The following is a 25,479-nucleotide window of genomic DNA, read 5'->3' as shown; positions in this document are numbered from 1 at the left end:
TCAAGGAAGTTACATCACCCCAAACTTGTATTGATTGTGATGCTGGAACGGTTAGCGTCGCGAAATTGCTAAAAATGACAAAAAAGAAAGTAGAAACAAATACCGAAGTGCAACTTGCTGAGCTTGAATCTGAGGAGAAGATCAGCGTTCAGGGAGCCCGCGTGCACAATCTCCGAAATATTGATGTTGATATTCCGCGCAACAAGTTAACGGTAATAACCGGCTTGAGTGGAAGTGGAAAATCATCCCTGGCATTCGATACCATTTATGCCGAAGGACAGCGGCGTTACATTGAAACGTTTTCGGCCTATGCTCGTTCGTTTTTGGGTAATATGGAACGCCCTGATGTAGATAAAATAACGGGTCTGAGCCCGGTAATTTCCATCGAACAAAAAGTTACCACCCGAAATCCGCGCTCAACAGTTGGTACGGTAACTGAGATTTACGACTTTTTGCGTTTGTTGTATGCCCGCGCCGGCGAGGCGTTTTCATACAACACCGGCGAAAAAATGGTGAAATACACCGAAGAAAAAATCATCAACCTGATTAAGAATGATTTTGCGGGGAAACGAATAAATATTCTTGCGCCTGTAGTAAAAGGCCGTAAAGGACATTACCGCGAGCTATTCGAGCAGATTCGCCGAAAAGGATTTCTCACGGCACGAATCGACGGTGAGCTGACCGAACTGATGCACAACCACAAGGTCGATCGGTATAAAAATCACTTTATTGAAATTCTTGTCGATAAACTGGTGGTTGATGAAGCCAGCACAAAACGATTGAAAGACAGTGTACAAACGGCCATGAAACACGGGCACGGAATTCTGATGATTCTCGATCACGATACTAACGATGCCAAGTACTACAGTCGTTTATTGATGTGCCCTACTACCGGAATTTCCTACAACGAACCGGCACCGCATAACTTTTCTTTTAACTCGCCACAGGGTGCCTGTCCAAAATGTAACGGGTTGGGGCGCGTTACCGAGATTGATATGGATAAGATTATGCCCGAGAAGAATAAAAGTATTCATAAAGGCGGAATTGCTCCACTTGGGCCTTACAAAAACACGCTAATTTTCTGGCAGATTGAGGCATTGGGCGAAAAACACGGTTTCACTCTAAAAACGCCGGTAAAAGATATTCCTGAAGATGGATTAAACGAGGTGCTGTTTGGCACAAACGACCGTATTCAGTTAAAAAATACTCCACTGGGTAACAGCATGAATTACATGATGAGTTACGATGGGGTAATCAAATACATCGATAACCAGCGCGAAGAAAGTACTTCGAAAACAGCACAGAAGTGGGCTAACCAGTTTGTTAAAACCATTGAGTGCCCGGATTGTAAAGGAATGCGCTTGAAAAAGGAATCGCTGCATTTTAAAATCGATGGAAAAAATATTTCAGAGCTGGCAAAACTGGATCTCGATGAATTAGGCGAATGGCTGAATGGCTTGGAAAGTCGTATTACGGAACGTCAGCTGAAAATTGGTGCCGAAGTGATCAAAGAAATCCGCGACCGCCTTGGTTTTATGCTGGGCGTGGGATTAAATTACCTGGCACTCGACCGCACGGCGCAAAGCCTTTCGGGTGGCGAATCTCAGCGTATTCGTTTAGCTACGCAAATTGGATCGCAGCTGGTAAATGTGCTCTACATTTTGGATGAGCCAAGTATTGGATTGCACCATCGCGATAATCTAAAATTGATTCAGTCTCTGGAACAATTGCGCGATTCGGGTAACTCGGTAATTGTAGTGGAACACGACCGCGATACGATGTTGCACGCCGATCACTTGATTGATATGGGGCCACACGCCGGTCGTCATGGTGGCGAGGTAGTAGCTGCCGGAACACCAAAAGAGGTGCTAAAGTCCAGATCGTTAACTGCCGATTACCTTAACGACAGAAAACAAATTGAAGTGCCGGCTGTGCGCAGAAACGGGAATTCTGATATTTTTAAAATTACAGGGTGTTCGGGAAATAACCTGAATAATGTAACGCTTGAAATTCCGTTGGGTAAATTTATTTGCGTAACGGGTGTTTCCGGTTCCGGAAAATCCACATTGATAAACGATACAATGCAGCCTATTTTGAGTCAGCATTTTTATAAATCGTTAAAAGACCCACTGCCATATAAAAAAGTTGAAGGCCTGGACTTGATTGATAAAGTTATTCGTGTAGACCAGTCGCCGATTGGCCGCACACCGCGCTCAAACCCTGTTACTTACACCAATGTTTTTGGCGATATCAGAAGTTTGTTTGCCCAGTTGCCTGAGGCAAAAATCCGTGGTTATAAACCAGGACGTTTTTCGTTTAACGTAAAAGGCGGTCGATGTGAAGATTGTCAGGGCGGAGGCCTGAAGCTCATAGAAATGAACTTTTTACCCGATGTGTATGTGCATTGCGATAAATGTAATGGCAAACGCTACAACCGCGAAACATTAGAAGTGCGCTACAAAGGGAAATCCATCAGCGATGTGCTGAACATGACGATCAACCAGGGCGTGGAGTTTTTCGAGCATATTCCGTCGATTATCAATAAACTGAAGACTTTGCAGGATGTTGGTTTAGGCTACATTACTTTGGGGCAGTCGTCAACCACACTTTCGGGAGGCGAATCGCAACGGGTAAAACTGGCTGCAGAGCTGGCCAAACGCGACACCGGCAAAACCATTTATATTTTGGACGAACCAACAACGGGTTTGCATTTCGAGGATGTACGAGTATTGCTTGAAGTGCTGAATAAACTGGTGGAGAAAGGAAATACCGTAATCGTTATCGAGCATAACATGGATGTTATAAAAGTTGCCGATCATATTATCGATATTGGTCCGGAAGGTGGGAAACACGGAGGGAAAATCTTGTGTGCCGGAACGCCGGAAGAAATCTGCAAAAACAAAAAATCGTACACAGCCACATATTTGAAGCGGGAGCTGGGGTTGTAGAATATGTTCTTCGCTGAAATTGATGAGTGATTGGTGCGCCCAAAAAACTTTGTTATCAACTGTAATTGCTCAAGGCATTTGTATACATTTACCAATAGAAACAGACAAAAAAAGCTATGCGAGACGTTGAAATTTATTGCCAAAATACACTTACTTCACATACATACCCAATGGGCACTTCGTTGCTCGAAATCAGTAAAGATTTAACCATTAAACTTCAGAATACCGTTTGTGGTGCTATTGTCAATCACCAGGTTAAAGAGCTTTCGTTTTGTGTGGTAAAACCCAAGCACATCGAGTTTATTGATTTTTCGCACCCCGATGGTGTGAGGATGTACATCAGAAGTTTAATATTTGTGCTATATGCCGCCGTTAAAGAGATTTTTCCACATGTGGCATTCAAAGTGCAAAATGGTATTAGCAATGGCTACTATTGCGAATTGCAGGGACTGGAACACGAAGTGTCAGAGTCGGATATTTTTGCCATAAAACAGGAAATGAAGGCCATTATTGAGGCTGATGTTCCGTTTGTAAAAAAGGGTTTGATCACCTCGCATGCTGTTGATTTACTTGCAAAACAAGGGCTGGAAGACAAAGCAGAGTTGTTTGAGCAGCAGGGACATTTGTATTCTTTCCTTTATTTTTTAAATGATTTGGGAGATTATTTTTATGGTAACCTTTTGCCTTCAACCGGTTACATTTCGAATTTTGGTGTGATACCGTATTTTGACGGGATATTATTGCAGATACCGCGACGCAAGCATTTTGATAAATTGCGAAAAGTTGAATACCACGACAAACTATATGAGATCTTTCAGGAACAGAAAGACTGGGCCGGAATTTTGAATGTCTCAACTATTTCAAGCCTTAATAACTTTGCACTTCAGAACAGAAGCGGCGATATCATAAAAATATCGGAGGCTTTGCACGAGAAAAAAATTGCAGAAATTGCCAACCAGATATCGGCACGCGGAAACGGCACCAAAGTAGTATTGGTTGCCGGACCTTCGGCATCGGGAAAAACAACTTTTAGTAAACGACTTAGTATTCAGCTCGCTGTAAACGGACTGCATCCTTACCAGGTGTCGCTCGACGATTACTTTGTGGATCGCGAACATACACCAACAGATGAACTTGGCGAATATGATTTTGAAGCGCTGGAAGCCATCGATATTGAATTTTTTAACCACCAGCTGCTCGAGCTTTTTCAAGGCAAAGAAGTTCGTTTGCCTAAGTTTAATTTTCATAGCGGCAAACGCATGCAAAATGGAAAAACGCTTAAGCTTGAAAAGGATGATATTCTGATCGTTGAAGGAATCCATGGAATGAACCCCGGTTTGTTGACAGATGTGCATGAGGAAAATACTTTTAAGATTTTTATCTCGGCGCTTACTCAGATTTCGGTGGATGAGCACACGCATATTTCTACTGCTGATAACCGATTGCTGCGCCGTATGATTCGCGACAGCAGATACCGTGGCTACCGTGCGTCAGAAACAATTAAGCGATGGCCGTCAGTGCGAAAAGGCGAAGAGAAAAATATCTTCCCGTATCAGGAAAATGCCGATGTGATGTTTAATTCGGCAACTATTTATGAGCTGGCAGTGCTGAAAAAATATGCCGATCCGATACTTAAATCTGTTCTTGAAAACCAGCCGGAATATATTGAATCCACACGTTTACTGGAATTCCTGTCGTACTTTAAACCCATTAATGATTTGGAGATCCCTCCAACATCTTTACTGCGCGAGTTTTTAGGTGGAAGTAGTTTTGTGTATTAATAGTTGGAATTATTAGTGGCTGGTAAAAATAAAAGATTAATTCGCTACGCTAATGACTGATTTTTATTTTCTATTTACCCCTCACCCTGTCGGGAGCTCCCCTCAAAAGGGAAGCGCGCATTAAATAATCTTTCAACTTTACATCAAGGTCTCTTGCTTAGTTACATAAATGTTTCCCCTCACGAGGGGAAATGGCTACAGCCAAAGGGGTAAAGATTACCATGTCAGCTTATTCAGCACCAAATACAGTAAGTACCGGCAGGGCTTTGTTGTTAAAATCAAAAACGGCCTGGTTTTCCCATGGCGATGCATCAGTGGCTTCCGGCCCTTTCCAGGCGATCAGTTCGGCACCCCAGTAACAAAAACCACGGCCTTTGTCCACTTCATCAAACGTAATTTGTTTAATACGTTCCATAAATTGTTGCTGACCTGTTTTTGTTGCAGGATAATCAGGAAGAATAAGTTGATCTTCCTGTCCCACAATATTATTGGTCCAGTCGTTCCACTCGAGTGTGAAAGGATAGGCGGTTTCTGCCAGAACGATTTCTTTGTTAAACGTTTCGCTCAGGTTGGTCATGGTCGTTTTCAGGCTTGTTAAATTTTTGCCATGCCAAATGGGGTAATACGATAATCCAATCATGTCGTAATCGAGGTTACGAACCACATTAAAAAACCAGTCGGCGTTGTCTATTCCGGCAAAATGAATCATAATTTTAGTGGTAGATGAGATATCGCGAACGGCTTGAATTCCCTGTTCCATCAGCTCCAGAAACTGGAAAGTCTGATCCGAAATGTTTCCGTCGGGGTGCAAGAATCCGCTGTTAATTTCATTTCCGAGCTGAATATAATCGGGCGAAATTCCAGTCACAATTTTTTGGGTGTAGTCATAAACACTGTCCTTTAACGCTGCGTAAGAAATGTTGCTCCAGCGCGCCGGTTTGGTTTGCTGTCCCGGATCAGCCCAGGTGTCGGAATAATGAACCGTTAGCCAGATGTCGAAACCTTTTGATTTTAATTGCTTGGCAAAAGTTTTTACTTCGTTGAAAGCCGAGTGTTCGTTACCAGGATCTACCCATAAACGCAGGCGAACGGTGTTCACTCCGTTCGCTTTTATAATGTCGAGAAAGTCTTTTGTATTGTTATTATGGTTGTAAAATGTGGGATTCGTTAATTCTATTTCAGGTAACTGCGACAGGTCCATAGCAGCTATCAGTTCTTTTGTTTCCGGCAGGAGAGTGGGATCAGCAGGTTCATTATTATTGTCGGAGCAGGCGGCAAAAAATAATAATGCCGGCAATAGTAGCAAAACTAGTCGTATACTTTTCATCTATTCTAATTCTTATTTCGGTATGTCAAAGATACTTTTAAGAGGTTAAAATAGAACTTCAAATCCGGTTATATTTTCTCAACATTAGGAAGTTTGTAGCTTTTGTAAGCACCCACTAAACCAAGCAGCGAGAGCAGCAATATTACTCCTTCAACCGACAACAGCGAAACCAGAGCACTTAACCCGCCCACCATTAAAAGAATGATGCCGATTACAGTATTGCTAACTGATACATAGCTGGTGCGTTCGTTTTCGGTGGCCATATCAATAACATACGTTTTACGGCCCAAACGAACCCCTTGGTGTGCAATTCCTAATATGAATAAGACAACAGGATAAAGCCATTTTGCACTTCGTAAAGAATCGAAATAAGTTATGGTAAAAAAGATGAAAATACCCAGAAAAGAAGCGATAAGTACCGCCGCAGCCATAATGTTCTTGCTCGACTTATCGGCATATCTGCCCCAAATTGGCGAACTAAGGATAGATGCAACTCCTTTGGCAATAATAAATAGTCCGAGTAAGTAGGCTTCTTTGCCAACATGCTCTTGTGCCAGAATAACGTAAAAAGGTGCCGACAGCGCGGTACATAGCAACAAGGTACGGGCCAAGATAAAGTCCCGGAAATGCTTATCCGTTTTTAATAGAGCAAAACTCGACAATATGCCGTATTTATCATCCTCTTCCTTTTTAATTTTACTCGGAAATTCTTTTATTCTTGAATAAATAACTGCAGCCACAAGCCAGGTTGAAGCGGCAAAAAAGATGATAGTGGTATAAAAGCTTATAGTTGCATTGTTTTGCGACTGATATAACATAAAAAGACCTGCTGCCAGCACCAACACTCCCGAAACAGAGACAGAATAACCTTTTAATCGTCCTCGCCGTGTTTTGGGGATGGTTTTTCCCATTATGTCTTTTGAGGTCAGCGAACTCATACTTCTTGATAAACTAAACAATACAACCGCTGCCACAATCAACCATCCGGCAGTTACGCTTTTAAAATTTAAGGCAATTAAACCAATAGACGCTATGGCTAAAAACTGTAGCAAAGCGCCAGTTACCCAAATCCACTTTCGGATAGAATGTTTACGAATAAGCTGTGCAAAAAATACCTGGGGCACCATCGATCCTGATTCGCGCAGCGGCACAATTAAACTGATAAGGTAAACTGGTGCGCTCACATAGCTCATGAGCCAGGTTAAAACCGTTTTTGGGTTGCTTAGCGTACCACCAAATTGGGTAAATACATTGCTGAATATTTGTAAAAAGAAATTACGGGGAGCATGTTTGCAAGCCTCTTCAGTAATGTCGGTACAAACACGTTGCTGGTCTTCTTTATTCAAGTAGCGGTAAAGTCTTTCAAACATACTTGGTTTACTTTGGTCAACTTTTTTTGGTGGGATTTATCACTCGTATAACAGCAAAATGGAATTATGGTTTGCAGGGGTACGGTATTATCCAAAAAAAACCCGGCAAAAGCCGGGCTTAAAACTATTTATGAGAACTATTTTATTTTAGCGGAACTGCAGAGTGTTGGTTGCAGCTCTGCCTCAGGATATAACTATTTTTTATTTACAGTTATACTGAGCGTTGTCGAAGTATGACACTGATATTAGCTCTCAGCCACACATGACATTCATCTTCGAACTTCTGTCTGTCAACCGTTTTATTTAAGCGAAATCTGTTTCTTTAAACGGATATCACCAGATGAGGCACCAACCAGCAAATCAATATCGCAAAGGTCGTTGTCCCATGCTTGGTTTTCTTCGTTCCAGTATTGCAGGTCTTCAACCGGAATTCTCAGTGTTACACTTTTGCTTTTGCCCGGATCGAGTTCTACGCGGGTAAAAGCTTTCAGTTCTTTAAACGGCCATTCAACCGATGGATTAATGCGGTGTACATACACCTGAACCACTTCTTCGGCAGCCATACCGCCTGTGTTACTCAGGTTAAACGACAGCGAGATGGTTTCGTCAGCACCATAACTTTCCTGTGTCGTATTCAAATCGGCATAGCTAAAATCGGTGTACGATAAACCGTAACCAAACGGATACATTACCGGTTTGTTTTTAGTATCGAACCAGCGGTAGCCCACCAGCGATTCTTCTGAATAGTAAGCTGTGTTCGGGTCGTTCTCCCGGTTGCCGTCGGCTGCGTGTGCTTCCGATTCTTTCTCGTCAACAAGGTCAACAAAAATATCACCTTTTTTGGTCCCTTGCGGGTAGTTGCCCAGCGCGTAAGCCGGCGAATCTTCGAGTTTAATGGGCAGTGTAAATGGCAAACGTCCGCTTGGCGAAATATTACCAATCAAAATGTCAGCCAGTGCATTTCCACCTTCGGTACCGTTAAACCACGATTGCAACAAGGCTTTCGATACCGGTTTTACGGTGTTCAGGTCGTTGGGCGCACCGCTTACCAGGACGGTAACTATATTCTTGTTTACTGCACTTATTTGATTCACCAAATCATCCTGTCCCGATGGCAGGAAGATGTTTTCGCGGTCGTTGGCTTCGGTTTCCACAGCACGGTTGTCGCCACCAATAAAAAGCACAATATCGGCTTTGGCGGCCAGTGCAACTGCCTCTTTATTTAATTTTTTGTTCAGAATTGCTTTCTCTTTATCCTCGCGGTCAATATCCTCCTGCGATTTGGCCCCGAAAATACGCGCGTAATCCAGTTCCACCGGAACATAACCCTGGGCATATTGAATTTCGGCTTTGTCGCCAATTTTGTTTTTCAGACCTTCAAGCGGAGTAACCTCGTACAGCGTTTTTACGCCTGCACCAATACCGCCGCTTCCCATTTCGCGAACAGCATTTTCGCCAATTACAGCAATTAATGGTTTTTTGCTTAAGTCGAGTGGAAGGATGCCTTCGTTTTTCAGCAGAACTACCGATTTACAAGCCATCTCATAAGCAATTTGCTGACTTTCGGGTTGCGACGTAACCACCTGGTTAGCTTCTTCTGCCGGAATTGGATCAATTGCCAAACGAACACGCAAAATTTCGCGTACACGCTGGTCGATTACTTCTTCCGAAACCGCACCGGCTTTTACCGAGTCGAGCAAAGCTTCGCCCAAATATTTGCTGTCGGGCATTTCAACGTTCAGTCCGTGTTTTACCGATTCCACGGTAGAGTGTGTTCCATTCCAGTCTGACACCACAAAACCGCCGAAGCCCCATTCGTCGCGAAGAATCTGGTTCAGCAGCACATCGTTCTCGGCACACCACCAACCGTTTACTTTGTTGTAAGCCGACATTACACTGTACGCATCTGCTTCCCGCACAGCTGCTTTAAAAGGTGGCAGGTAAATCTCGCGCATGGCACGCTCGCCAATAATCACGTTAACGGTTCCCCGGTTGTTCTCCTGGTTGTTCAAAGCATAGTGTTTTAAACAGGCTGCAACGCCATTGTCTTGCGCTCCTTTTGTGTATTGTACTGCCAGTTGCGAGCTCAGGAATGGATCCTCGCTCATGTACTCGTAAGTACGTCCACCTGTAGGAATTCGCTGAATATTAATGGCTGGCCCCAGAATTACATCTTTACCCCGCAAGCGGGCTTCTTTGGCCATTCCTGTTCCGTAGGCATAAGCCAGCTCCGGACTCCAGGTAGCTGCCAGTGCCGACCCGGTAGGGAAGAAAGTGGCTTTGTCGTTTTCCCAGCCAAGCGGAGCCCAGCTTTTGGGTTCCATTTCCTCACGAATACCAAACGGCCCATCAGCATAAACTATGTCGGCAATACCCAGGCGCTCAACGCCGGCCGATACAAACATGAATTTTCCGTGCATCATGTTTACTTTTTCATCCAGTGTCATTTGCGAAATGATACCGTCAATTTGTTCATCGTACTGAAGTAACGATGAGGTAAAAGATTTTGTTTGTGGAGATTTTTGTGTACATGCCCCAAGCAATACTGCAAGAAGCATGACAATCGTGATCTTGAAGTTCATAATTTATTTCGATTTATAGTATATATTAGCTTCTGTAAAGGACACAAAATAGTGTGTTTTTCATTTGCAACCGTCAATTTTAACATTTCATATTGTAAAAGTAACAAAAAGAAATGAATGAACTGAAATAATTGTTCGGTGCCATATTATTTAAGTGAATATATTGAATTTTCCAGGTGGATGGTTTGTTTTCGCAGCTCGATAAAAATGCTGATATTTGCGGCGCTTAAAATAGTAAAAGAATGACAAAACAAAATATTCCTGCAGTACTGGGCATGGGCAATGCTTTGGTTGATGTGATCTCGGTTTTGGAAAGCGATACGCTACTCGAAAATTTTGGCTTGCCACGCGGCAGTATGACACTGGTTGACGCCAATCAGTCGAAAATAATATTCGATGCCACTTATTCTGAAAACAGCGAGCTGGCTACCGGAGGATCGGTTGCCAATTCTATTCGCGCTTTGGCTAACCTTGGCGGCAATGCCGGTTATATGGGAAAAATTGGCCGCGATGAATTGGGCGATCTTTTTCGCAACGACTTCGAAAAACGAGGTGTAAAAACACACTTATTCCAGAGTGAAAATGCTACCGGAAGAGTAATGGGTCTGGTAAGTCCCGACTCCGAGCGTACCATGGCAACTTACCTGGGTGCCGCTGCCGAAATGCTTCCAGGGGAAGTTACGGAGGAATTGTTTCAGGGCTACCAATATGTTTACATCGAAGGGTATTTGGTTTTTAATCACGACCTGATAAAAGCTTGTGCGGTGGCTGCAAAAAAAGCCGGTGTAAAAATCGCTGTCGATCTGTCGAGCTTTAATGTGGTAGACGCCAATCTCGATTTTCTGAAAGACCTGATCAGGGATTATGTCGACATTGTTTTTGCCAACGAAGAGGAAGCCAAATCATACACCGGACTGGATCCGGAAGCGGCCTTACACGAAATCGCTAAAGGCAATAAAATTGCGGTTGTAAAAGTGGGTAAAGATGGCTCGATGATAAAACAAGGCGATACCGTGGCTCGTGTTGGTGTTATTCCTGCCAAAGCACTGGATACCACAGGTGCCGGCGATGCTTATGCCGCCGGATTTTTCTATGGGCTTACAAAAGGCTACGACCTGGAGAAATGTGGAATGATTGCCGCACTCGTTTCAGGAAAAGTAGTGGAAGTGATGGGGCCAAACCTGCCCGATGAACAGTGGCCGGAATTACTAGCTGAAATTGAAAAGATTGTTGGCTAATTAAGTGTTTTAAAGAAATTCTTTTCCCGACCCCTTTGGCTGTAGCCATTTCCCTCGCGAGGGGAAACAGTTGTAAGGCTATGCAAGCGACATTGATGTAAAGTATAAAACCATTAAGTACTTGCTCCCTTTTTAAGGGGAGCTCCCGAAGGGTGAGGGGTAGAGTTAAAGCATAAAAAAACTGTCATTCCGGGCGAAGCGAGAAATCTGTAACAGATTTCTCAATCATTCTTCCTTCGAAATGACAGTTTTTATTTTCTTTCTAAGCTTTTATTTTAGAATAACCCGTGTATCTGCGCATCAATTTTATCGATTATATAACTCAGGTCTTCAGGTTTGGTCGTAATATCAAGGTCATCAACATTTATCACCAGTATTTTTCCCATTTTATACCCATTAACCCAAGTCTCGTAACGTTCGTTCAGCTGTTTTAAATAATCCAGTCGGATGGAGTTTTCATACTCGCGGCCCCGTTTCTGAATTTGGTTAACCAGCGTAGGAATCGATGCGCGTAAATAAATCAGCAAATCGGGTGGTTGAATAAGACTAGCCATCAGGTCGAACAACGATTTGTAATTATTGAAGTCGCGGGTGCCCATCAGTCCCATGGCATGCAGGTTGGGAGCAAAAATCTCGGCATCCTCGTAAATTGTACGGTCTTGTATAATTGTTTTTCCCGACTTGCGGATATCAATAATCTGCTTAAAACGCGAGTTCAGGAAATAAATCTGCAGGTTAAACGACCAGCGCTGCATGTCGTTATAAAAATCATTCAAATAAGGATTTTCGTCTACGTCTTCGTAATGGGGGGTCCATTTATAGTGTTTCGCCAAAAGTTCGCTCAATGTTGTTTTTCCGGCACCAATATTTCCCGCTATTGCAATGTGCATATTCAATTATTTTTTGAAGTTCTAAAGTATAAAAAAATTACCTGTCGGCCCCCAGAATGTTCATAAGTTCATCCAGATATTTTCGGTTATTGGCCAGGCGCGGAATTTTGTTTTGCCCGCCAACCTTGCCGCGTTGTTTCATCCAGTTGTAGAAAGTGCCTTTTGGGGCAACCGTAAGATGCAGCATTTCAAGTGTCATATTTTTATGGCGTTTGGCTTCGTAGTCCGAGTTCAGTGTCTTTAACGAATTGTCCAGTATCTGATTAAAATGATCGATGTCTTTTGGCGCTTTTGCAAATTCAATAATCCACTGGTGCGCTCCCTTTTGGTCGTCGTCAATAAATACCGGCCCTGCTGTGTATTCGTTCACAATTGCTCCGGTGTGCTGGCAGGCAATTTTTAGGGCTTGTTCAGCATTGTCGATAATAAGCTCCTCGCCAAAGGCATTAATAAAATGTTTGGTACGTCCGGTTACTTTAATTTTAAACGGGTATTTGCAGGTAAATTTTATGGTATCGCCAATTACATAACGCCACAAACCGGCATTGGTAGAAATTACCAGGGCATAATTTTCATCCAGCTCAACATCTTCAAGATTGATTACAGTGGGATTTTTAATGCCAAATTCCGACATGGGAATAAATTCGTAGTAAATACCGTAGTCGAGCATCAGCAACATATCGTCCTGGTGTTCGCTGTCTTGTATTGCAAAAAATCCTTCCGAAGCATTATATGTATCAACATAGTGCATTTGTGCCGAAGGGATAATTTTTCGGTATTGCTCGCGATACGGCTCAAAATTTACGCCGCCATGGGCAAATACCTCAAGGTTAGGCCACACTTCCAAGAGGTTCGATTTGCCGGTTTTTTCCAGTATACGTTTAAAAAGTACCAGGTACCACGACGGAACGCCTGCAAAAGCTGTAACATTCTGGTCGAGGGTGGTATCGATTATCTTTTCTACTTTTTCTTCAAATTCTTCAATCAGGGCAATCTCTGCCGTTGGTGTTCTAAACAGGTCCGACCAAAACGGTTCGTTCTCGATCATTATTGCCGACAAATCGCCATGAAAGGAAGTGTCATTAAAACTACTTACCTGGTGGCTACCTCCCAAAGTCAGTATTTTCCCTCTTAAAACCTTCGAATCGGGATGTGCGGTAATGTACTGAGCAAAAACATCTTTAGGACCGCGCAAATGACAATCTTCCAATGCCTCCTCTGTAACCGGAATAAACTTGCTTTTATCGCTGGTGGTACCACTCGATTTGGCAAACCATTTTACTTCACCCGGCCAAAGCACGTTTTTTTCTCCCTGGCGCAACCGGTCGATATAGGGTTTTACATCGTCGTAGGTTTGCAAAGGGATGGCCTTTTTAAACGCTTCGTGCGATGTAATATTTTCAAAATTATGCGCTTTGCCCCATTCAGTATCTTTTGCTCTTTTGAGGAGGCTGAATAAAGTTTCGTTTTGAATTTCATGTGGATATTCGCGGTAATATTGGATTTGGTAGTTGCGTTTTATATTTACCCACTTAATAACTGAATTTAGTAGAGGCATGCGTTTCGTTTATTTTTATGTTTCCCAAATTTATGAATAATTGTATCAAAAATACAATCAAAATTCATCTTGTAACGTCCAATTATTGTACGAAATAGAAAATAATTATTGAATTAGCGGCGTTTAACTATAAAATTTGTTCGTCGGCCGATTGATCGGTTTTTATACTGATTGCGAATTTTTATATTTACCACTGCAAATTGTTTCGGGTAAACCTAACACCCAAAGAAATTAAGTTATATACTTTACCTTTGAAAATTAACAGTTTTAATAGTATGAAACGACCATGAGAATATTTTCAAAGTATTTGCAAGTGATTAAAAATATGGGAGTTACAACTGTTTGCTTAAATAATTAACAACTATAAACAGATGAATTACATCGATATTGTTTTAGGCATTTTGTTGTTACTGGCAGCAATAAATGGTTTTAGTAAAGGGCTAATTGCTGAGGTAGCATCAATTGCTGCACTAATTCTTGGGATTTGGGGAGCTATTAAGTTTTCGCACATTACCACCGATTTTCTGATCGAGAACTTTAATATGCACTCGGAACACATGAACATCATTTCGTTTGTAATAACCTTCGTGATCATTGTTATATTGGTACACATAGTTGGCAGCACGGTGAGCAAATTAGCCGAAACTGTTTTGCTGGGTTTCGCCAATAAACTGGCCGGGTTAATTTTTGGAGTGTTAAAGTCGGCACTGATTTTAAGTATTATTTTGGTTGTTTTTGATAAGATCGACGATGATGTGCGTATCCTTTCGCGCGAAGCCAAACAAAATTCAAGAATGTATGAACCCATTCGATCGTTGGCTCCATCAATTTTCCCGTTTATAGAAGGATGGGAAATTGATTTGAAAGATAATCCGGACTATGAGCATGTGGTATAAATTGAAAGAGCGTTTTAAGTCGAAAGAAAATTCTGCCGGGCTCATTAATATTGATTGTTTAAATTGCGGAACAACATTTTCGGGGCATTATTGCCCTAATTGTGGTCAGGCAGTCAGAGAATACGATAAACCCTTTGGTTTTATTTTTTACAATTTCATGGGCGATTTTTTTGCTTTCGACACACGCTTTTTTAAAACCCTTTTTGCTTTGATTGCCCGCCCCGGATTTCTTACCAAAGAATATTTTGCCGGACGCAGAGTACGTTACACTCCACCATTTCGCATTTTTGTTTTCGTCAGTTTTATTCTCTTCTTTTTGTTACAAATCGTTACCAATCGTGGACTGTCAACAATTTTAGATTCAGATTTGAAAGACTCAAAAGTTAGTCTCGATTCGAGTTCAGTCGTCGCAGCGGATTCTGTCTTTAACGAGGTAAACAAAGAGCTTTCTCCACAGGATAAGCAGGCATTGGACGATGTGTTAGATAAGGCAAATATTCGATTAGATAGTGTTGGTATTGGCAAAGCAGCAAATGAGATAGATTTGGGAAGTTGGGGAGGTGCGCGTAACATAAGGCTGGCACTGAATAAACAAGCCGATAAAATGCAGGAGGAGTTGGAAGATGAAACCGATCCGGAAAAACGTGCCGAATTACAGGAAAATATTCGGTTGTTGCGCTCTCCCGAAGCAACCATGGCCAAAATACTCAAATATATTTCGTATGCATTTTTCCTGTTGCTGCCATTATTTGCAATGATCTTAAAGCTGATATACATTCGGCGAAAGCACAATTACATGCGTCACCTGGTATTCTCCTTTCATATCCATTCCTTTATTTTTTTAGTGATAACCTTCCTGATCGGTTTGCAGCTTTTATTTGAGGACAATACCGGAACAATTAGCGGTATGCTAATATTATCTATTCCGGTTTACATTATAATAGCCATCAAAAAATTTTACGGACAGTCGCTGGGTAAAGTGGTGCTAAAGTTTTTCGCGCTCACGTTTATTTATAACATTGTTTTTATCACAGTAATACTACTTGCTTCTCTGGATGCTATTAATATGCTCTGAAAATTAGTTTAAAAAAGTTGCAACATTTCTTTCACTCCCGCAGTCAAACGGACAGAAAATAACTAAAAAATGAATAATTATGATGCCAGAAGTTTTAGTAACAATTGTAGTATTTTTTGCAAGTTATCACATTATCAAACTTGTTTCAACTCATCTTTTAAAACGAAAGTTGATTAAAGCTGAGCAGTTCGATAGAGTAGGAATTTTGGAAGAGCCAAAAAGCGAAAATGATGAATCGAATCGTTACCCATCATTGAAATGGGGATTGGTAGCTTTAATGACCGGTATAGGGTTTATCATCATCGAAGTAATGGGTTTGTTTAACCGCGAAATGGTGAAAGGATACGATGCCGTACTTCCCATGGGAATATTATTGGTGTGTATATCGCTCGGATTTTTAATCTATTTCTTTATTATGAACGGGAAAGCCGTGAAGAAATAGCAATACAAAATAGTGATAGTCTCACTCCAAGTGAGGTTAACACTATTTTGTTTAAAGGAAAGTATACTCCCCAATCTGCTGAAATCCCCGAAGGAAGTCCTGAACTTTCATTCTTTTTTTACCGGCAATCTGCAGATCGGTAATTTGCAGCCAGCCGTTGGTGCAGGCTACTTTTATAAAGTTTTTCCCATCGCTTTCCAAGGTTCCCGGAGCCGTGTGTTTGTTGTCCTCAACACGCATGGCCATAAAAATTTTAGTGGCAATTTCTTTCCCCGACTCTTTATGGCGAAGTGTACTCCACGCTGCCGGGTAAGGCGAAAGGCCCCGAATAAGATTACGAACCGTCTCCACATCTGCCGACCAGTCGATTTTGCAATCTTCCTTGAAAATCTTCGGTGCATGTTTAATCGCTTCTCCCTCTTCAACAATCTCTTCCTGCGAAATAGCATCGTAATTTCCGGCGGCCAGCGCATCAACGGTTTTAACAACCAGTTTGGCACCAATATCCATCAGCGTATCGTGAACGGAACCAACGGTGTCGTTTTCCCAAATGTCAATTTCTTTACGGAAAAGAATTTTGCCCGTATCAATCTCATGATCGAGTAAAAAAGTAGTTACACCGGTTTTTGTTTCGCCATTAATAATTGCCCAATTTAACGGGGCGGCACCACGGTAGTTGGGCAGCAACGATCCGTGCAGGTTAAAAGTCCCAAGACGGGGCATATCCCAAACCACCTCAGGCAACATCCTAAAAGCTACAATCACTTGAAGATCGGCGTCTAAAGCTTTTAGGTTGCCCAGGAACTCCGGATTCTTCAACTTCTCGGGTTGCAAAACAGTCAATTCTTGCTCGGTGGCATATTTCTTTACTGCCGATTGATGAAGCTTTTTTCCGCGTCCTGCCGGTTTGTCGGGGGCTGTAATTACGCCAACTACATTGTACCCGCCTTCAACCAGGGCCTGTAAACTGGCTACTGCAAAATCGGGCGTTCCCATAAAAACTATTCTCAGGTCTTTTCCTTGCATAACTATTTTTTTCTGAGCTTGGTATTTCCTTTTTGTGCCTTTGGCCAGTAAGGGCAGTGGCGGCATCCGTTGGCACAACAGTAGCCGCGGTTTGTCAGGTAAGATTCAGTCATTACCCGGTAGCCATTTTCCATGTAATAATCTTTCCCCTCCTTTAATTCATCCTCGTATCGGTCAGGAAAAAGGTCATCGAAATATCCCATTCTCAAGTTTTTTTTCAAAAGTAGGCAAATTGACTTATCTTTCAGAACACGAATCACAGTTTTTACCATGGGAGTTGAGAAAGATTATTTAATGCGCCAGCTGATGATGTTGTTTGAAGTCATCCAAAAGATTTTGCGTCACCGCAGAAAAGGAGAGGATGAAGAGGCTGAAAAGCAAATCCGGTTTTTTTACGAGTACCTGAAAATTGATGAAGATGTGGAGAAACTTTCGGTTGAAGCTTTGATCGATTTATTGGAGAAAGATAAAAACCTGGTAAACGAACAATTGGAAATGGTGGCTTTTGTGCTAAAAGAACAGGGCGAGCTGGCCGACTCAGATGATAAACGTTTGGACTTTTTTCGAAAATCATATTTCATTTTGCAAAAGGTGGAACGCGAAAGCATTTCCTTTTCAATGGACCGCCAAATGAAAATTGCAGAATTGAGCGCTTATTTGAATTAAGATTTATTGTGAAGACTGTTTTATTTCTACATCTTTTCCCTGCTGCTTCGAAATAATATCAATAGCAACAATCATTGCCGTGAATCCCCAAAACGGTACTGAAATTTTATCTGTATCAAGGAAATTATTCAAAAATCCATGAATGTAATAAGTTACAAGCCCGATTAGTGCAGCCAGAATAATCGATCGTAGCCGGTAATCTGTTAATCGGGTATAGGTGTTAACGGCTGTATAAATCACCAGAATAATTATCAGCAAATAAGTTGCTAAGCCAAGCACGCCCGACTCGGCCATGGGACCGAGGTATTCGCTGTGTGCATTTCCGCCATCGGCCGAGTTGGTACTTATAATTGTGCGGTCTTTACTTAACTGATAGCGGGCATATTTAAACATATAGGTTCCCGGCCCGTATCCAACCACCGGCTTGTCGGCAAACATACGCAGCGCAGAACTCCAGCGGTTAATGCGCTCCAGGTTCGATGCATCGGAACTGATATTCGACATTGACGAAATGTGCGTCATAAAATTAGCCGACGACTCTTCGGAGTTTTGCTCCAGTTTCATTAAAATTTGCGATTGGAAGGTGAGGAACAAAACAATTACCGAAACCAAAGTGATAAAAAGTGGCTTAAAGCGGATACGTAATTTTATGATGGTCCAAACGCCAAATGCAATAATAATACTCAACCAGGCGGCACGACTGTAGGATAACAAAAATCCCAGCGTAACAATGGTAAGTGCAGCGGCAGCTAACAACCTGATATTTTTTGAATACTTTTTACTAAAAATAAACATCACCAAAAAAGGGATATAAAGGGCCGTTGCAGCTCCGTACGAAGTGTGATCGCGGTAAAATGGTGAAACCACAAAGTGTGCAGCCTGCTTGTCCCATAAACCGTAACCCAGATGACGATAAGTAGAATAAAAAATGACCAGCATTAATGGAATAACATACAGCCAAACGTATTTTTCCATGTTTTTGCCGTCTTTAAAGATTTTGGCGGTGAGTAGGTAAAGACCAACCACAAACCAAATGCGCATGAGCAAAAACTTAAACGAAACCAGTGGCATAGTGCTGGTTACACTTGTTATTAAAATCCAAAACAAATTTAGATAAACAGCCAGCGACACTGGATGTAGTAATATTTTCCGGTCGAATTGCCGTGTTTGAATAATTTTTAGGATAAAAAGCAGAAGCAATCCAAAAAGCAGCGGCTCGGTAGGGATGTACATATCGAAACCGATTCCGGGCAAATACTCACGCAGTGGAATGGATAGCGGAGCCAGAAAAGCGATGAGGTAAACAACTTTATCAAATGAATATACGGCCAGTAAAACGATCACAAACACCAGTGGAAGCACATTGGCATACAGCATATGTTTTTCAACCACAAACCAAAGGTTAAGTAGAATAAAACCAATGGAAATGAGATAGAAAAGTGCTATTCGTATAACCGCTTTTTGTGGCACTTTAGTCTTTTTTTCCGTAGTCGAGAATCAAAAATACAAGCAAGGCAAAAAATACAGTCGATAGTGTAGTAAAAGCCACAATTAGCCAGCGAACGGGGTAAGCTTTTTTATCGGCAGGGAAAGGATATTCCACTACGTGGCTGTAGGTGATTTCTTTTTCGTATTCAGATAAGTACGTGTCGTATACAATTGTTAGCGAATCGATGGTGTGCAGTGTTTGGTTGTATTTATTTTCAAGTCGGTAAGCGCGCGAACCTTCTTTTGAGAAGTTGTCGTATAGCTTTTCAATTTTCTTTGTATCGCTCGCCGATCCACGTCCGGTAGCCAGTGCATTCATATAGCCACGGGTAATTTCATCTACCTGGTCAAAACTTATAATACCATATTTTTCGCGGATACTATCCAGTTGATGCTCAAAAACTTCAAGCTCATTATTTTTCTGGTTGAGTTGTTTACTGGTGATGTCAACCATTTCTTTATTCTTGGTTCTGTGCAGTTCCCGCACTTTTTGGTCGAAAAATGAGATAATTGAGTCGCACATATCCGACGCACGTTGCGGATTTTCATCCATTACTTTTATCTCAGCAGTTTCGTATTCCGTTTTGCTGGTGCTAACATTGGTGTTGTATTCAGCAAGCAGATACGTTAGATATTGCGGATCTTCTTTGTTTATTTTATAAACCTGAGCGAGGTCGAAAGTCTCGAACATCCGAAACTTGATATCGTTTGAATTCAGAATCTCCAGCATCTGTTCCGTTTCCGACTCATCGCTCAATGTCCAGAGATTGACAGGGTAGAGGCGTGCCGCTGATTTAAACTTAGGAGTAATAAATGCCGGGCCCGAAAATATAGCCGACAAAGCTACCGCAATTACACCAACAATTACAAAATGAAATTTGCGATTCCAAATCAGTTTCAGAATACGCTGGTTGTCAAAAAAATTATCCATAAGATGTGGTTTCAATTCGATCGTGTAATTTCAACGCATCCGAAGAGTTTTTAGTATTTAACAGTCCTATTATTCAGCAATAATCAAGAAGTAATTTTTCTTCCCTTTTTGTGCCAGAATGTATTTGCCACCAATTAAAAAGTCGTTGTTTACATCCAAATCAGGATTGTTGATCTTCTCTTTGTTAATGCTCAATCCGTTTCCTTTTATGGTGCGTCGCAATTCTCCTTTCGATGGGAATACTGCTGTTTTTTCGGCCAGCAAATCGATTACGTTAATACCCGTTGCCAACTCTTCTTTTGAGATGTTAAACTGTGGTACGCCTTCAAAAACGGCCAGGAAAGTACTTTCGTTGAGCTTGCGTAACTGGTCGGCAGTACCTTTGCCAAATAATATTTGCGATGCTTCAACTGCCATCTCATAATCTTCGCGCGAGTGCACCATGGTTGTTACTTCTTCGGCCAGTTTTTTCTGCAAGGCGCGGGCATGTGGCGCTTCCTGGTGTTGGGCAACCAATGCCCCGATCTCGTCTTTCGACAACAAAGTGAATATTTTGATGTATCGCTCGGCATCTTCATCCGAAGTATTTAGCCAGAACTGGAAAAAGGCGTAAGGCGATGTACGTTCCGGATCGAGCCAAACATTGCCCGACTCTGTTTTTCCGAATTTAGTCCCGTCGGCTTTGGTAATTAGCGGGCAAGTTAATGCAAACGCTTCGCCACCGTCCATACGGCGGATCAACTCGGTTCCGGTGGTAATATTTCCCCACTGATCTGATCCTCCCATTTGCAAGCGACAGTTGTTGTTTTTGTATAAGTGGTAAAAATCGTAGCCCTGCACCAGCTGGTAGGTAAACTCGGTAAACGACATCCCTGATTTTGATTCTTCGCCCAAACGTTTTTTTACCGAATCTTTGGCCATCATGTAGTTTACGCTAATACGTTTACCCACATCGCGAATGAAATCAAGAAAAGAGAATTCCTTCATCCAGTCGTAGTTGTTTACCAATAGCGCAACATTGTCTGCTTTGCTTTCAAAATCGAGGAATTTTGCCAACTGAGCTTTTAAACATTCCTGGTTGTGGCGCAGTGTTGGTTCGTCCAACAAATTACGCTCCTGCGATTTTCCCGAAGGGTCGCCGATCATTCCGGTAGCACCACCAACCAAAGCAATCGGTTGATGACCTGCAATCTGAAGATGTTTCAACATCATAACGCCTACCAGGTGCCCAATGTGTAACGAGTTGGCAGTTGGATCGATACCCACATAAGCCGCGGTTAATTCTTTTTCCAGTTGTTCTTCAGTTCCAGGCATAATATCGTGCAACATGCCTCTCCATTTCAGCTCTTGTACAAAACTCATCTGTGTAAAATTTATTTATGATCGTGACCGATTCAATCGTTTATAAAAAATCTGCGCAAATATACTCAATGCGTATAGCTTTTCGGGAATTTTAGCGAAGTTATTTTTTTCTTTTTCAAGTCAAAATTTTCAAGCATAGCCGTAGCTACGGTTTAAAACTTTGGTGCAGAAAAAGGAAAAAAGAACAAATGAAAAGCCGAAAAGCTCTTTGGTTTGAGTATATGTAAAATGCTGAGTGTTATTCGGCGGCTTTCCATTCAAAATGAATACTTGCAAGGGAAATTAACGATTTGCAAACCACCATATTCTGCGACTTCTTACTTCTTCCTTTGATCTTCCAACTTTCTCTTCCTTCTTTTCAAAAATAATTGTAACATTTGCCTACCTTGTTTAGTCTGATGAAATAATTATGAATGATGCGCAACTGGTTCAACAGGTTTTAAACGGAAACAACCATGCATTCAGGTTTTTGGTGTCGAAATACCAACGACTTGTGGCGCATGTAGTTGGACGCATTATTCAACAGGAAGATGAGCTTGAAGACATTTGCCAGGAGGTGTTTATTAAGGTGTTTAAAAAGTTGAAGCGGTTTCGGGGTGATTCGAAACTGTCGACATGGATTGCCACTATTGCTTACAACACGGCAATAACGCATTACCGCAAACTGAAACGACGAGGCGAACTGTCGTATAACGAGGAGCCAAATCTGCTTATTGCAGAAAAAGATACCGGCCTGAACCAGAAAAGTATTGAAAAGGAGGAAGCGAAAAAATATCTCTTGCAATTGATTGAATCGTTACCGGTGAATTATCGAACGGTGATCACGCTGTTTCACCTCGAGGAGTTCTCGTACAAAGAGATAGAAGAGATTACAGGTATGCCCGAAGGTACGATTAAAAGTTACCTGAGCCGGGCACGAAAATTATTAAAAGGCAAGATTGAAAAAGTTGCCCGTTTGGAACAAACTAATATATTTGTTGACTATGTATAACGAAGATCGGAATTTTGACACAGACAAATTACTGAAAGAGGCCTTTACAAAAGCGCCGGAGTATAGCCTGCCCGACAATTTTACCGACACACTTGTTGAAAAGGTAGAGAAACGATTTGCCTGGCAACAATACCTCAGGGAATTTCTGATTTACCTTGCCGTTATACTGGGCATTATGGTTGTTGGAGCTGTGTTGGCCTTTGTTTGGTACGATGTTACTGTTTCCGGCTTGCTGGCATTTCTTACTGCCAATGCTTTGCTGGTGGTGGGGGGTAATCTTTTGCTGGTATTTGTTTTGTTTGCCGACCGCGTATTACTCAGGTATTTTATGTACCGTGCTGAATTGAAGGGGATTGGAGTTTAGAGTTCAGAGTTTAGAAAATCAGCAATTTTACAATTTAACAGTTTTACAATTTAACAGCACCTCAATCTACCTCAATCTGTTTTATCTCACCATCTCAAAGTCTCACCATCCCACCATCTCAAAGTCTTAAAGTCTCATCATCTCATTTCTTCTTCTTCCGCAGGTAAATTACCTGTCCCGGGTTTGGTTGCCGGCCTCGCTTCATGTTGTTGCGGCGGTAAAGTGGTTTTAGTTTTATCCCATACAGTTGCGAAATGTAGTGCATGGTTTCTCCTTCTTGCGCGCGGTGTGTAAGTTGGTCTTTCTTTGTTCTTCTATTTTTATGCTGAATATAAACTACCTCGTTGGAAATTGGGCGGTGTCCCGGTTGCTGGTCGTTAAATTTATACAGCTCCCAGTCTTTTAATCCAAGTTCCTGCGCCAGCATTTCGTAGGTGTCGCCTTTTTTTGCAACTACAGCTTTTACACGGTTTATTTTTGTAACCTGGTGGGTTTTAAACGGCGTAATGGTAAGTGCATCCGAATGGTCGTTATTGAGAACATTGTGAGCCGTTTGGCCACCCATAGGGTTAAAAGTCATTTTCTTATCGAGGCGGTGCAATTTATTCTCTTCAATTATTCGTATCAGCCGTTTGTCGTAATCGTGAGCCGTTGCATAACCTGCTTTTTTCAAGCCTTTTGCCCAGCTTTTGTAATCGGTGGGGTCAAGCATAAAAAGTAAGGCATAACGTGGGTTTTCCATCAGAAAATTGGTGTGGTCGATGTACGAATCTTCCACCGATCGGTAACTTCTGAAACATTCGTTCCGACGGTCGTCGTCGTAATACACTTTTTTGCCTTTCCAGCTTTTTTTGCATTTAATACCAAAGTGGTTATTCGATTTGCGCGACAGCTCGCTGTTACCGTTTCCCGACTCTAAACAACCCTGTGCGATTGTAATACTGGCAGGTATTCCGCTGCGGTTCATTTCTTCAATAGCTAAAAGTTGCCATTGCCTGATGTAATCATCGCGGGAAATTTTTTGCGAAAAGGCGTTTGTTGCCAGTAAAATAAAAAGGATAAAGGAAATTATGTGTCTCATGCTTCTGTTACAACGTTTGCTGATGCCAAAAATAAAATACCTAATAACATTTAACGATAGAATGCGAGGTATTTTATAAACAATGAAACGTGAGTAAGCTGGGTTTATTGGATTTTTGTGAAAAGAAATTGGTGAGGTAACGGTCATTTGCAAGTTCTCGTTGCGGATTTCGGAGCGCGTTCATGTCCGGCAGGGATTTCTTAAACTTTCTTGTCAAATGTTTTTCCATTAAATTTATAAACTCCGCCATCGGCCATTTCATAAAGTAAATGGTTAACATTGTCGGTATATACGGTTCAAATCATTGGCGTTGAAAGTTTGTTGTCAATGGTGTCGTTTGTTAGTGTCTTGCCATCAGTTGAAAAAATTTTGACTAAGGGCAAAGTGTAAATAGAACGACATCTTTTTGTATTTTCACTCCATAATTCAAATGGGTACTACTATGAAACAACATTTTTTATTGGCAGTTTTATTTGTCATCCCTTTTCTTGCACTTTCTCAAACTAACAAGAATCATGGTTCATTTGTCGAGAATTTTGAGGATTCTGTTTCAAGCTACTTTAGGTATGGCTCCAGGGGAACCAAAGCCAATTTCAAATACGAACTGGGCGTGAATTCTCCATCTGAACCGGGCACTAAAATTCTTTCCTTTCAAATAGACCCCGAAGATAGGGCCGGCGCTGGACGTGGACCTGAAATTATATCCAAAGACTTTACGCATTTTGGCACCTATTCAGCGCGGCTGAAAGTTCCTCAGGTAAGAGATATTCAACCAAATTTGGGTGCAGTTGTGGGGTATTTTACTTACCATGAAGATAGTATTGCGGGGCTGAGTGAAATTGACTTTGAATGGCTCCCTGCCGACCCTACTGTTATTTATGTAGGTACGTGGACGGGCGGGCAGTCAGGAGAGCTAAAAAGAATAGGCAGAACCATTAATTTGGCCAAAGGAATAATCTATGAAACCACCTACAGGGAAGGTCATACCGGTACACGTATACCATTGACTGGCGAACAAAACGAACCAGAAACTATCGTGGCCATTCCGGACTTTGATGCCTCTTCTACATTTTACACCTACGGTTTTGATTGGTTTGAGGACCGCATTCGCTGGTGGATTATTCATCCCGACAATGATGAAAAAGTTGTATTATGGGATTACCATGGATCCTCAAGGGGTGTACCACAAAACCGAACGCACTACCGGATGAATTTTTGGCATACCGACAATTGGCCGGTTGAAACGAATCCACAATCTATTGAAAAACCCTTGAAACCATACCATATGGAGATAGACTGGATGTCTTATGATCCTTTTGAAAGTAAGTAATATCACTACTATTGTGTATTTAATGGGGTATACTATCAAATAGATTATAGGAGCTACATTAACTTTAATTGTATTTTCGGTGAGAGTGAGGCAGAAAGCAAGTTTATCAGAAGATGCAACGTCAGGTTGAGTT

At 41.8% G+C, this 25,479-nt stretch carries 21 protein-coding genes; 10 read left to right on the top strand and 11 right to left on the bottom strand.

Going from position 1 to position 25,479, the window contains the following annotated elements:
- Positions 1–74: 74 nt before the first annotated feature.
- Both uvrA and G0Q07_RS16950 read left to right on the top strand, forming a co-directional pair.
- Positions 75–2,948, top strand: a complete 2,874-nt coding sequence (uvrA, locus tag G0Q07_RS16955; protein ID WP_163348270.1) for an excinuclease ABC subunit UvrA — start codon at positions 75–77, stop codon at positions 2,946–2,948.
- A gap of 116 nt (positions 2,949–3,064) precedes the next feature.
- A complete protein-coding gene (locus G0Q07_RS16950; RefSeq protein WP_163348269.1) occupies positions 3,065–4,729 on the top strand; it encodes a nucleoside kinase in 1,665 nt (554 codons plus the stop codon).
- A 229-nt stretch (positions 4,730–4,958) separates the two neighbouring features.
- Here G0Q07_RS16950 and G0Q07_RS16945 read toward each other — a convergent pair whose 3' ends face one another.
- The 3 genes from G0Q07_RS16945 to G0Q07_RS16935 all read right to left on the bottom strand — a co-directional run bounded on the left by G0Q07_RS16945 (position 4,959) and on the right by G0Q07_RS16935 (position 10,008).
- Positions 4,959–6,056 carry a glycoside hydrolase family 53 protein gene (locus G0Q07_RS16945; RefSeq protein WP_163348268.1) on the bottom strand — a complete coding sequence of 366 codons (1,098 nt, stop codon included), beginning with the start codon at positions 6,054–6,056 and terminating at the stop codon, positions 4,959–4,961.
- Positions 6,057–6,124: 68 nt separating this feature from the next.
- A complete protein-coding gene (locus tag G0Q07_RS16940; protein WP_163348267.1) occupies positions 6,125–7,426 on the bottom strand; it encodes an MFS transporter in 1,302 nt (433 codons plus the stop codon).
- Positions 7,427–7,725: 299 nt separating this feature from the next.
- The gene (locus G0Q07_RS16935; RefSeq protein WP_163348266.1) at positions 7,726–10,008 is read right to left on the bottom strand and encodes a glycoside hydrolase family 3 C-terminal domain-containing protein; all 2,283 of its coding nucleotides are present in this window, start codon (positions 10,006–10,008) and stop codon (positions 7,726–7,728) included.
- A 242-nt stretch (positions 10,009–10,250) separates the two neighbouring features.
- On the opposite strand from G0Q07_RS16935, the gene G0Q07_RS16930 reads away from it, so the two are divergent.
- Complete coding sequence (locus G0Q07_RS16930) at positions 10,251–11,246, top strand: adenosine kinase (protein WP_246222928.1); 996 nt, start codon at positions 10,251–10,253, stop codon at positions 11,244–11,246.
- 275 nt (positions 11,247–11,521) lie between these two features.
- Here G0Q07_RS16930 and G0Q07_RS16925 read toward each other — a convergent pair whose 3' ends face one another.
- On the bottom strand, positions 11,522–12,136 hold the full coding sequence (locus G0Q07_RS16925) for a deoxynucleoside kinase (protein ID WP_163348265.1): 615 nt from the start codon (positions 12,134–12,136) through the stop codon (positions 11,522–11,524).
- A gap of 37 nt (positions 12,137–12,173) precedes the next feature.
- Positions 12,174–13,694 carry a GH3 auxin-responsive promoter family protein gene (locus G0Q07_RS16920; RefSeq protein ID WP_163348264.1) on the bottom strand — a complete coding sequence of 507 codons (1,521 nt, stop codon included), beginning with the start codon at positions 13,692–13,694 and terminating at the stop codon, positions 12,174–12,176.
- A gap of 371 nt (positions 13,695–14,065) precedes the next feature.
- Here G0Q07_RS16920 and G0Q07_RS16915 point away from each other — a divergent pair, with 371 nt between their 5' ends.
- From G0Q07_RS16915 to G0Q07_RS16905, 3 genes are all read left to right on the top strand, one after another.
- Positions 14,066–14,590 (top strand): CvpA family protein, encoded by a 525-nt coding sequence (locus G0Q07_RS16915; protein ID WP_163348263.1) that lies wholly within the window; start codon positions 14,066–14,068, stop codon positions 14,588–14,590.
- Positions 14,580–15,665 (top strand): DUF3667 domain-containing protein, encoded by a 1,086-nt coding sequence (locus G0Q07_RS16910; RefSeq protein ID WP_163348262.1) that lies wholly within the window; start codon positions 14,580–14,582, stop codon positions 15,663–15,665. The genes G0Q07_RS16915 and G0Q07_RS16910 overlap by 11 nt, the downstream gene beginning before the upstream one ends.
- 79 nt (positions 15,666–15,744) lie before the next feature.
- Entirely contained in the window at positions 15,745–16,107 is a 363-nt protein-coding gene (locus G0Q07_RS16905) for a DUF6249 domain-containing protein (RefSeq protein WP_163348261.1), read from the top strand.
- Between the two features lie 51 nt (positions 16,108–16,158).
- Here the strand turns inward: G0Q07_RS16905 and fmt are convergent, their stop codons facing one another.
- Positions 16,159–17,133, bottom strand: a complete 975-nt coding sequence (gene fmt / locus G0Q07_RS16900) for a methionyl-tRNA formyltransferase (protein ID WP_163348260.1) — start codon at positions 17,131–17,133, stop codon at positions 16,159–16,161.
- Between the two features lie 2 nt (positions 17,134–17,135).
- Complete coding sequence (locus G0Q07_RS16895; protein ID WP_163348259.1) at positions 17,136–17,336, bottom strand: DUF5522 domain-containing protein; 201 nt, start codon at positions 17,334–17,336, stop codon at positions 17,136–17,138.
- A 67-nt stretch (positions 17,337–17,403) separates the two neighbouring features.
- On the opposite strand from G0Q07_RS16895, the gene G0Q07_RS16890 reads away from it, so the two are divergent.
- The gene (locus G0Q07_RS16890; RefSeq protein ID WP_163348258.1) at positions 17,404–17,799 is read left to right on the top strand and encodes a hypothetical protein; all 396 of its coding nucleotides are present in this window, start codon (positions 17,404–17,406) and stop codon (positions 17,797–17,799) included.
- A 3-nt stretch (positions 17,800–17,802) separates the two neighbouring features.
- On the opposite strand, the gene G0Q07_RS16885 is transcribed toward G0Q07_RS16890, so the two are convergent.
- The 3 genes from G0Q07_RS16885 to tyrS all read right to left on the bottom strand — a co-directional run bounded on the left by G0Q07_RS16885 (position 17,803) and on the right by tyrS (position 21,580).
- A complete protein-coding gene (locus G0Q07_RS16885) occupies positions 17,803–19,269 on the bottom strand; it encodes an O-antigen ligase family protein (protein WP_163348257.1) in 1,467 nt (488 codons plus the stop codon).
- A gap of 1 nt (position 19,270) precedes the next feature.
- Positions 19,271–20,218 (bottom strand): GumC domain-containing protein, encoded by a 948-nt coding sequence (locus G0Q07_RS16880; RefSeq protein WP_163348256.1) that lies wholly within the window; start codon positions 20,216–20,218, stop codon positions 19,271–19,273.
- A gap of 69 nt (positions 20,219–20,287) precedes the next feature.
- On the bottom strand, positions 20,288–21,580 hold the full coding sequence (gene tyrS / locus G0Q07_RS16875; RefSeq protein WP_163348255.1) for a tyrosine--tRNA ligase: 1,293 nt from the start codon (positions 21,578–21,580) through the stop codon (positions 20,288–20,290).
- Positions 21,581–21,989: 409 nt separating this feature from the next.
- Here tyrS and G0Q07_RS16870 point away from each other — a divergent pair, with 409 nt between their 5' ends.
- Positions 21,990–22,571: an RNA polymerase sigma factor gene (locus G0Q07_RS16870; protein ID WP_203532589.1), complete on the top strand. Its 582-nt coding sequence runs from the start codon at positions 21,990–21,992 to the stop codon at positions 22,569–22,571.
- Complete coding sequence (locus G0Q07_RS16865; protein WP_163348254.1) at positions 22,564–22,935, top strand: hypothetical protein; 372 nt, start codon at positions 22,564–22,566, stop codon at positions 22,933–22,935. The genes G0Q07_RS16870 and G0Q07_RS16865 overlap by 8 nt, the downstream gene beginning before the upstream one ends.
- 142 nt (positions 22,936–23,077) lie before the next feature.
- Here the strand turns inward: G0Q07_RS16865 and G0Q07_RS16860 are convergent, their stop codons facing one another.
- Entirely contained in the window at positions 23,078–24,016 is a 939-nt protein-coding gene (locus G0Q07_RS16860) for a glucosaminidase domain-containing protein (RefSeq protein ID WP_246222927.1), read from the bottom strand.
- A gap of 430 nt (positions 24,017–24,446) precedes the next feature.
- Here G0Q07_RS16860 and G0Q07_RS16855 point away from each other — a divergent pair, with 430 nt between their 5' ends.
- Positions 24,447–25,346: a glycoside hydrolase family 16 protein gene (locus G0Q07_RS16855; protein WP_203532588.1), complete on the top strand. Its 900-nt coding sequence runs from the start codon at positions 24,447–24,449 to the stop codon at positions 25,344–25,346.
- Positions 25,347–25,479: the final 133 nt, after the last annotated feature.

The sequence above is a fragment of the Draconibacterium halophilum genome (assembly GCF_010448835.1).
In the GTDB taxonomy this organism is placed as follows: domain Bacteria; phylum Bacteroidota; class Bacteroidia; order Bacteroidales; family Prolixibacteraceae; genus Draconibacterium; species Draconibacterium halophilum.
This window is presented reverse-complemented; position numbering and strand designations above follow the sequence as displayed.

Excerpts from the sequence above, each read along its gene's own strand:
- uvrA (WP_163348270.1), top strand. The coding sequence starts at position 75 with ATGACAAAAAAGAAAGTAGAAACAAATACCGAAGTGCAACTTGCTGAG.
- G0Q07_RS16950 (WP_163348269.1), top strand. The coding sequence starts at position 3,065 with ATGCGAGACGTTGAAATTTATTGCCAAAATACACTTACTTCACATACA.
- G0Q07_RS16945 (WP_163348268.1), bottom strand. The coding sequence starts at position 6,056 with ATGAAAAGTATACGACTAGTTTTGCTACTATTGCCGGCATTATTATTT.
- G0Q07_RS16940 (WP_163348267.1), bottom strand. The coding sequence starts at position 7,426 with ATGTTTGAAAGACTTTACCGCTACTTGAATAAAGAAGACCAGCAACGT.
- G0Q07_RS16935 (WP_163348266.1), bottom strand. The coding sequence starts at position 10,008 with ATGAACTTCAAGATCACGATTGTCATGCTTCTTGCAGTATTGCTTGGG.
- G0Q07_RS16930 (WP_246222928.1), top strand. The coding sequence starts at position 10,251 with ATGACAAAACAAAATATTCCTGCAGTACTGGGCATGGGCAATGCTTTG.
- G0Q07_RS16925 (WP_163348265.1), bottom strand. The coding sequence starts at position 12,136 with ATGCACATTGCAATAGCGGGAAATATTGGTGCCGGAAAAACAACATTG.
- G0Q07_RS16920 (WP_163348264.1), bottom strand. The coding sequence starts at position 13,694 with ATGCCTCTACTAAATTCAGTTATTAAGTGGGTAAATATAAAACGCAAC.
- G0Q07_RS16915 (WP_163348263.1), top strand. The coding sequence starts at position 14,066 with ATGAATTACATCGATATTGTTTTAGGCATTTTGTTGTTACTGGCAGCA.
- G0Q07_RS16910 (WP_163348262.1), top strand. The coding sequence starts at position 14,580 with ATGTGGTATAAATTGAAAGAGCGTTTTAAGTCGAAAGAAAATTCTGCC.
- G0Q07_RS16905 (WP_163348261.1), top strand. The coding sequence starts at position 15,745 with ATGATGCCAGAAGTTTTAGTAACAATTGTAGTATTTTTTGCAAGTTAT.
- fmt (WP_163348260.1), bottom strand. The coding sequence starts at position 17,133 with ATGCAAGGAAAAGACCTGAGAATAGTTTTTATGGGAACGCCCGATTTT.
- G0Q07_RS16895 (WP_163348259.1), bottom strand. The coding sequence starts at position 17,336 with ATGGGATATTTCGATGACCTTTTTCCTGACCGATACGAGGATGAATTA.
- G0Q07_RS16890 (WP_163348258.1), top strand. The coding sequence starts at position 17,404 with ATGGGAGTTGAGAAAGATTATTTAATGCGCCAGCTGATGATGTTGTTT.
- G0Q07_RS16880 (WP_163348256.1), bottom strand. The coding sequence starts at position 20,218 with ATGGATAATTTTTTTGACAACCAGCGTATTCTGAAACTGATTTGGAAT.
- tyrS (WP_163348255.1), bottom strand. The coding sequence starts at position 21,580 with ATGAGTTTTGTACAAGAGCTGAAATGGAGAGGCATGTTGCACGATATT.
- G0Q07_RS16870 (WP_203532589.1), top strand. The coding sequence starts at position 21,990 with ATGAATGATGCGCAACTGGTTCAACAGGTTTTAAACGGAAACAACCAT.
- G0Q07_RS16865 (WP_163348254.1), top strand. The coding sequence starts at position 22,564 with ATGTATAACGAAGATCGGAATTTTGACACAGACAAATTACTGAAAGAG.
- G0Q07_RS16860 (WP_246222927.1), bottom strand. The coding sequence starts at position 24,016 with ATGAGACACATAATTTCCTTTATCCTTTTTATTTTACTGGCAACAAAC.
- G0Q07_RS16855 (WP_203532588.1), top strand. The coding sequence starts at position 24,447 with ATGGGTACTACTATGAAACAACATTTTTTATTGGCAGTTTTATTTGTC.